Here is a 5,134-nt window from a genome sequence, read left to right on the forward strand (position 1 = left end):
CCGACTGGTAAATAGGCATAATATCGGCCATCACCGCCTTTTTATCTTTATCAGGAACATAACGCATGGAAGAGCGGATCTGGTGAACAATGCGTGGTCGAGAATCTACTTTTAAATGGCCAGCTTTTGGGTAAGCTTACAATAATACAACCACTTCTTCGGAAGAAACGAGGTACACGATGATTTCCAATCTCCTTAAAGACGGTAATATCCTGCGAATCAGCTGTTCGTAATTCAGAGGAAAGGCAATTCCAAACTTACAATGAGAATATTCTTGTTCATTGGGCTGCCGTACTGGTGCAGGCCCTGACCGTGCACACTGAGGATTTTCCGGCTCGAGGGACTGCTACCTGATCGGAGGGCTGTGCCTTTATACATGACTTTCCTGAACAAGGCGAGATATCAAGTAATGGCTAAGCAATGTGAAATAGTTCCCGCTGCCCTGGCACATAACAAATGCCCGAATTAAACTACAAAGGAACCTTAACTTTCAAATCCTCCAGCGGAATATCTATCCTGCCGTAGTACTGCGCCGCTCTTGGTAGGAAGTTGACAAAGTCAAGAGTCAGCGTTGTATCTGTGAAGCTGAAATCTACGTCCCAAGACCCGTTTAAATTGTCCTTCACCATTTGAATGATCGTTTCGGGATCGTCCTCTTCGTTCACTTTAAGATACCGGTCAACTGCATCGTTTACAAACTGATGATAGTCATTGATTTCAACAAAATTCCGAAGGTCGATCTGGCGGGCCGGGTTAAAGCTGAAATTAAAATTGCAAATATAGGTATTCGGGTGAGGCCCTCCCTGGTAAGTATTATCCATTAAGGTCAGGCTCAAGGCCTGATCTGACAGGTAATTAATGTAGTAATTGACCTCCGTATACAAATGCTCTTTAGAAACTTCGTCCATATCAAGGAGGTAATTATCATCAAGATACAGGTTCCTTAGCCCGTTAATGATCTCCAAACCCTTTGCCATCAGCAGCGTATTGATAAAAGCATTGTCAAGCACCGTTGAATTCAGGAACTGCGGAATTTTGATGTCTTCATGAACTGTATTTTTTAAGGGTAGTTTCAGTGATAAAGAAATTTCTTTCAGCTCGCCAAGCGCCAGTACTCCTGCATCCAATTGGTCCAAGTATACTGTCCGCTGCTCATTCAAGGACTGCAAAATCTGTATAAAGGTATCCTGGTCATCATACATTTTCCATTGAAATTTATCTATACCAAGCGGCACCTCGCAGGCATCGATCATAATGGGAATGATATAAATATCTTCCTCCAGCTTGCTCTCGGCATACCGGACCGCTGCACGGTATTCTCTTTGTACATAGCCCCGTTTTTTAACGGAGACCGAGGACAGCAGCAGGATGATCCAGGTACTTTCACGAAGCGCTTTTTGAATAAAAAAATCCCAGTTGGCACCCACTTTCAATTTCTTTTTGTCCAGCCAGGGTTCAAAACCTGAGGCTTCCAAAAAACCATACAGCTTTTCCGCATAGGCGATATCTTCCTTTGCGTAACTGATAAAAACCTGTCTATACATCGATTTAATTTTCATAATCAGGGCCCTCCTCACTTAGAGTATAAGCAAATTCACTGTGCAGGCTCTCAATCTTCTCCCGGGTTTTATTCGCCATTGCAGAAGAATACAAACTGGAATACATCAGGCCCCCAATTAATGGGCTTGCCGCACATTCGGCCGAGTCCTTCCGGTATTTTTTCCATGACGTGATGGGCTTGTCAAAAATCTTTGGGTTAAAGCTATGCATGTCTCCCTTTTCTTCCGCTTTCCTCTTAATGTCCGTGATGAGCTGCGTTAGCGCCTTGTCCAATTCCGCAAAATCCGCTGCTGCCTCCATATTAATATCCGCCTGGGTTTCCGGGGCGTCAGGATATAACAATTCCCAGATAAAGTTATTGACCTGATCCAGAAACAAGCGGCAATTCGTATGATTACTTAAAATCTCGGCCTCCTCAACACGGGCAGACCTGGAATATTCATGGCAAAAGATGTGGCGCAGTTCATAAGTTCGTTTAACAGACCTGATCACCTGGTCCGAATTCTTCAGAAATTCCCGGGAGGTATTCATTTTCTCTTCGAAAATGGAAGGCTTTTCAAACCGCTTCAACTCAGACAGCATATCGGTATCAATTAAGGTAGAAATGTTCGCATTCAAATCATCCAAGTTATTGAAAGACAACATATGGGCCGCAAAATCGCCAATGGTCAGAGTCTTGCCCTGAATCTCATTCAGAATCTCAAAATCAATACGGGTGTTGGCAGCCTGATTGAACTTACCGATACGATCTGCAAATAGCTTACCATGATCAATCAGCTCCTTTACCGTAGCACTAAAAAAAGCTTCAAAACAGGCCACTGTAGCAATGGGGATATATTTCAACAATTCCTTTCTGGCATGTTCCGGGGTTGTCTTTAATGCATTAACTATGGTATCAAGTTCCCCAAACCGGACAGCATAATCGTATCTGGCCTCAAACTTAGCTCTGGTTTTAATCGCCAGGATTTCTTCTATAACGTTTCGTTTTTTCTTCATTTTCAATCGTAAGTTCTCGTTACTTCGGCCTTCGGGTAAAAAAGGCTCGGTATTCAGTTCCGTCCTGAAATTTTCGGCCCATTGCCCGATCAAGTCCAGCAATTCAGTCTTGGCTTCCACAGGAATATCCATTTCACCAATATTATTAGAGATTCCTCCTTCACCTGCCCAGGTAATGCAGCAACATACTCAATTCTACCATCAGGTGTAGAAACGTACATATTTTGCATACGTAACACACCATGTGCATTTTTATCTAAAATATGCTGGCTCAATAGTTTATGTGCTTCAGCTATATTTGATTCATTAAGTTGATGATTCTGTGCAAAAATATAAGCATGATATAAATCGTCAATCTTTTGGGTGTAGTCAGCCCGAAACTGAATGCCATCTCTTTTATACTTGATGAAAGAATCAAGCTCAATGGCTTCTCCTTCTATCTTACTGGAATAAACGGAGGAAACGGAAGTATAAAAGCTGAAATTTGCTGTGGACAATTCAGCATCATGCAAATCATCAAAGGCCTGCTGCAGATTAGTTGGCACTTCCTTAAGGTAAGTCTCCAATAAATCGTTTTGAATGAGGAGCAAATCGTTTAGCATAAGACACCTAAAATACCTAATAAAACCAAAAAAGCCTTAGATTTCTCTAAGGCTTTTTGCGTACCCAGCGCCGGAGTCCGTCTTAAAATAAAACCAAGTAAAGTTCAGCCAAATATAACACACTAAATACGAGCTAACAACCATAATAACACCCTTTTCATCACTAATCACTTTGTCTAAGTAAATTCAAATAACTTAAAATAAAGCAAAAAGTGTGTGTATATTCGTGTGTAAAAACTCTATAACTAATGGCTATACCTAAGTTCTATTTGCGTGCAAGGGCAGATAAAGACGGCAACATCCCCGTAAAAAACGTGCAGCTTGAATTAAACTACTCCTTTAACGGGAAACGTCTACAGTATTATACTGGTCAGAACATAGATTCAAAATACTATGTCACAGACTACTTTAAGACTCCAGGTAAACTTCCAATCAAAAAGACTGCTCCGAACGCTGAAGTAATAAACCAAAACCTACAGATCATAAAAGGCTATGTTGAACAGTTTCATACAGATTGTAAACAAAAAGGGATAGCACCAACGGTAGATGATTTCCGAAAAATGTTAGATAGACGGCTTAAAGGCAAAGACATTAATAGTGTACAGCATAATGAGATTTTACCCTTATTAGATCAGTTTTTAGGTTACATCAAAAGTAATAAAGCTAATAATACACATAGAAACACAACTAGCGCTGTTAATCACTTCAAAGCCTTTCTTCAAACTAAGAGACTAAATAATATCACTACTGATAAATTTGATCAGAGTGTTTTAGATGCATTTAGAATGTTCCTCATTAAGAAAGAACAGAAGAATAATACCATGGTTAAAAATCTTGCACGGATACGAGCATTTACCACATGGGTTGGTGATAAGGGAATGAAGGTTCCAGCATTGAAGTTCGAACTAAAGGAGAATGATATCGAAGTAATCTATTTAACAGATGCAGAACTTGAATTACTGAAAAGCTTTGATATTACTGATTACAAACTCAACCGGGTCCGTGATGTATTTGTATTTGGCTGCTATACAGGTATGCGCTATGGTGACATTCAGTCCTTACAAAAAACCGATGTTTATAACGATTATATAAAGTTCTTAATACAAAAAGACGGTAGTACAAAAAACCACTCCATCCCGCTTATAGAACTGACGAAAAACATTTTATTTAAGTATAAAGACACCCCTGGTAAATTAGCTCTTCCTTGTTTGAGTAACCAAAAGATGAACCAAGCTATAAAAGCACTTATGAAGTTAGTTGGCCTAAACACTAAAATCACCATTGCGACTAAACGTGGTGACGGAAAGATCATACGTGAGATCAAAGAGAAATGGGAGTTAATAACATGTCATACTAGCCGCAAGACGTTTACTACTATGACGCTGTCAAAAGGTATGGGCGAGGCTTTTATCAAATCAATTACTGGACACTCAAAGACATCAAAATCCTTTGCTAAGTATTATGAAGTAAGTGATGAATTGAAGAGACAAGAGATGAGTAAAGTTTTCGATCTATAGAAAGTCTATAATTGTAGAGGTAAAGTTCTATATTTATCCGGACTTTATCTCTTTTGACTAACTATGCAATCTGTTCTTATTGAAGAATATTACAGCTATTTAACTAAACAAGTTTACTACCATTTTGATATTGAGCTAATTTACACCCATTTAAAATCCTTAAAGGGATCATTGGCGAAAGGTCTGTATCTAGAAAAGTTGACTAAAAATTACGAATTGGATGTTAAAAGCTGTAAGGGTGATCATCATGCACCGACGGAATACTTCGTCTCAATGAAACATTTTAAAATTATTACCCAAATTGCTCCACAATGTATGGAATATAATTTCGGGAAATACCAACATGCATTGTATCTTTTACTCTTGGAATGGAAAACAGCAGTTGGATCGAATAGATCCCTAAAGGCACCCGCCCATATTATAGAAAGTGAGTTTTACCGTAATTACGGAAACCCTATC

The 5,134-nt window shown here is 39.5% G+C and carries 5 protein-coding genes; 2 read left to right on the top strand and 3 right to left on the bottom strand.

Annotated features, from left to right (window positions below):
* Positions 1–470 precede the first annotated feature (470 nt).
* The 3 genes from ACKI5J_RS09340 to ACKI5J_RS09350 are packed head-to-tail and all read right to left on the bottom strand — an operon-like array spanning position 471 to position 3,158.
* Positions 471–1,544, bottom strand: a complete 1,074-nt coding sequence (locus ACKI5J_RS09340; protein WP_407428804.1) for a TIR domain-containing protein — start codon at positions 1,542–1,544, stop codon at positions 471–473.
* A 4-nt stretch (positions 1,545–1,548) separates the two neighbouring features.
* Positions 1,549–2,688 (bottom strand): lysozyme inhibitor LprI family protein, encoded by a 1,140-nt coding sequence (locus ACKI5J_RS09345; protein WP_407428806.1) that lies wholly within the window; start codon positions 2,686–2,688, stop codon positions 1,549–1,551.
* Positions 2,646–3,158, bottom strand: a complete 513-nt coding sequence (locus ACKI5J_RS09350) for a hypothetical protein (RefSeq protein ID WP_407428808.1) — start codon at positions 3,156–3,158, stop codon at positions 2,646–2,648. The genes ACKI5J_RS09345 and ACKI5J_RS09350 overlap by 43 nt, the downstream gene beginning before the upstream one ends.
* Before the next feature lie 248 nt (positions 3,159–3,406).
* Here ACKI5J_RS09350 and ACKI5J_RS09355 point away from each other — a divergent pair, with 248 nt between their 5' ends.
* A complete protein-coding gene (locus tag ACKI5J_RS09355; RefSeq protein ID WP_407428810.1) occupies positions 3,407–4,675 on the top strand; it encodes a tyrosine-type recombinase/integrase in 1,269 nt (422 codons plus the stop codon).
* Positions 4,676–4,738: 63 nt separating this feature from the next.
* Positions 4,739–5,134 (top strand): hypothetical protein (locus ACKI5J_RS09360; protein ID WP_407428812.1); only part of this gene is annotated, 396 nt, incomplete at its 3' end.

The organism is Arcticibacter sp. (assembly GCF_045629565.1).
Lineage (GTDB): Bacteria > Bacteroidota > Bacteroidia > Sphingobacteriales > Sphingobacteriaceae > Arcticibacter.

Coding starts and splice junctions, on each gene's coding strand:
- ACKI5J_RS09340 (WP_407428804.1), bottom strand. CDS start 1,544: ATGTATAGACAGGTTTTTATCAGTTACGCAAAGGAAGATATCGCCTAT.
- ACKI5J_RS09350 (WP_407428808.1), bottom strand. CDS start 3,158: ATGCTAAACGATTTGCTCCTCATTCAAAACGATTTATTGGAGACTTAC.
- ACKI5J_RS09345 (WP_407428806.1), bottom strand. CDS start 2,688: ATGGATATTCCTGTGGAAGCCAAGACTGAATTGCTGGACTTGATCGGG.
- ACKI5J_RS09355 (WP_407428810.1), top strand. CDS start 3,407: ATGGCTATACCTAAGTTCTATTTGCGTGCAAGGGCAGATAAAGACGGC.